Origin of the sequence: Thiococcus pfennigii (assembly GCF_016583835.1) — a bacterium.
In the GTDB taxonomy this organism is placed as follows: Bacteria; Pseudomonadota; Gammaproteobacteria; order Chromatiales; family Chromatiaceae; genus Thiococcus; species Thiococcus pfennigii.
In genome coordinates, this window is the sequence record NZ_NRRW01000122.1 from 1 (window position 1) to 2,053 (window position 2,053).

The following is a 2,053-nucleotide window of genomic DNA, read 5'->3' on the forward strand; positions in this document are numbered from 1 at the left end:
GCGACCGCCGTGCCGGCGCACCTAACCCGACTACGGGCGTCGGTGTTTGCCTGGGCCGTAGGTCGGGTTAGCCCCTCAGGGCGTAACCCGACGGCTGGCGATGCGGCGCCCGCGAGGCCGCTGTCGGGTTACGGCGCGCGCCTGACCTGTTCGTTCTTGGCGACCGCCGTGCTGGCGCGCCTAACCCGACCTACGGGCGTCGACGTTTGCCTGGGCCGAGGTCGGGTTAGCCCCGCGGGGCGTAACCCGACGACAGGCTGAACCGAACCGGCCTGCCTTGCGGGCGAATCCGGTCAGGGTTGTTCAGTGCCCGTCGCTTCGGTAGTGTTATCGGCCTTTTCCGGTTTGCGGCCAAGGCGAAAGATGCAACGACCCGTGGAGTCCACCGACCAGGCGCTCGAGTCCATCGAGCGTGGTACCGACGAGATCCTGACGGCCGAGGGGTTGCGCGAGAAGCTCGCGCTCGGCCGTCCGCTGCGCGTGAAGGCCGGTTTCGACCCGACCGCGCCGGACCTGCATCTCGGTCACACCGTCCTCATCAACAAGATGCGGCAGTTCCAGGATCTCGGGCACGAGGTCCTCTTCCTGATCGGCGATTTCACCGGCATGATCGGTGATCCGACCGGCAAGAACGTGACCCGCAAGCCGCTCTCGCGCGACGAGGTGATCGAGAACGCGCGCACCTACGAGCAGCAGATCTTCCGCATCCTGGACCCAGAGCGCACGCTGGTGGTGTTCAACTCCAGCTGGATGGGCGCGATGTCGGCCGCCGATCTGGTCGCCTTGGCGGCCAAGCATACGGTGGCCCGCATGCTGGAGCGGGACGACTTCTCGAAACGCTTCCGGGGCGGGCAGCCGATCGCCATCCACGAGTTCCTGTATCCGCTCGTGCAGGGCTACGACTCGGTCGCGTTGCGCGCGGACGTGGAACTCGGCGGGACCGATCAGAAGTTCAACCTCCTGGTCGGCCGCCAACTCCAGGAGGCCTTCGGCCAGCCGCCTCAGGTCGTCATCACGATGCCGCTCCTCGAGGGGCTCGACGGCGTCCAGAAGATGTCCAAGTCGCTGGGCAACTATGTCGGTATCGCCGAGCCGCCGGGGGAGATGTTCGGCAAGCTGATGTCGATCTCCGACGAGCTCATGTGGCGGTATTTCGAGTTGCTGAGCTTCCGGCCGATGACGGAGATCCGGGCCTGGCGGGCCGCCGTCGCCGAGGGGGCGAACCCCCGCGACATCAAATTCCGCCTCGGAGAGGAGTTGGTCGATCGCTTCCATGGTTCGGGCGCCGGCGCGCGCGCGCGGGACGACTTCATCGCCCGCTTCCAACAGGGCGCGGTGCCGGAGGATCTACCCGAGGTCGAACTCGCCGCCGAGGCCGGTGCCCTGCCGATCGCCAACGTCCTGCGGGACGCGGGGCTAGCCGCCAGTACGTCCGAGGCGATGCGGCTGATCAAACAGGGCGCGGTGCGTATCGACGGCGCACGGGTCGAGGACCCGCGGCTTGCGTGCACGGCCGGCCCGGGGCGGGTGTTCCAGGTCGGAAAACGGCGCTTTGCCAAGGTGACGATTCTGTGACATGATTGCGTTCCCTCGCCGATCGCCGATCGGGAAGCCGGTCGAAAAAAAGTTTCGCGAGGGTCTAGACAGTCGCTAAGGGCTTCGGTAGATTAAGCGGCTCCCCGGAGCTGAGTGGTTCGCAGCGGTGTCGGGGGTAGGGCGGGAGGCCCTGGGCGACGAGGGAGTTGCCTGACGCGCTGGAGGGAGGCGGCGCGAGATTGGCACTTGACAGGGAGTTTGGAGGTGCTAAGATGGCGGGCCTTCGCGGCGCTGAAGACGCGACGCGACACGATCTTTAACAAATAGATTCAGGTAATTTGTGTGGGCGCTCTGGTGCGTCGGCGGCACGGGCCGCAGACGAGGCTTGGCCCGCTGACCTTCTGGGTTGGTTGGGTCGAGCCGAGACCGAAAGAGCGCGCCATGGTGCGAGCCATGGTGAGCTGTAAGGAATTGAACTGAAGAGTTTGATCCTGGCTCAGATTGAACGCTGGCGGCA

2 protein-coding genes are annotated in these 2,053 nt (G+C 66.0%); one reads left to right on the forward strand and one right to left on the reverse strand.

The annotated features are described in order from the left end of the window. Window positions 1-363 precede the first annotated feature (363 nt). Complete coding sequence (tyrS, locus tag CKO41_RS18120; RefSeq protein ID WP_200254030.1) at window positions 364-1,575, forward strand: tyrosine--tRNA ligase; 1,212 nt, start codon at window positions 364-366, stop codon at window positions 1,573-1,575. A gap of 290 nt (window positions 1,576-1,865) precedes the next feature. On the opposite strand, the gene CKO41_RS18500 is transcribed toward tyrS, so the two are convergent. Next, window positions 1,866-2,053: hypothetical protein (locus tag CKO41_RS18500; protein WP_207144004.1), on the reverse strand; the 188-nt coding region annotated here is incomplete at its 5' end.

Coding starts and splice junctions, on each gene's coding strand:
- tyrS (WP_200254030.1), top strand. CDS start 364: ATGCAACGACCCGTGGAGTCCACCGACCAGGCGCTCGAGTCCATCGAG.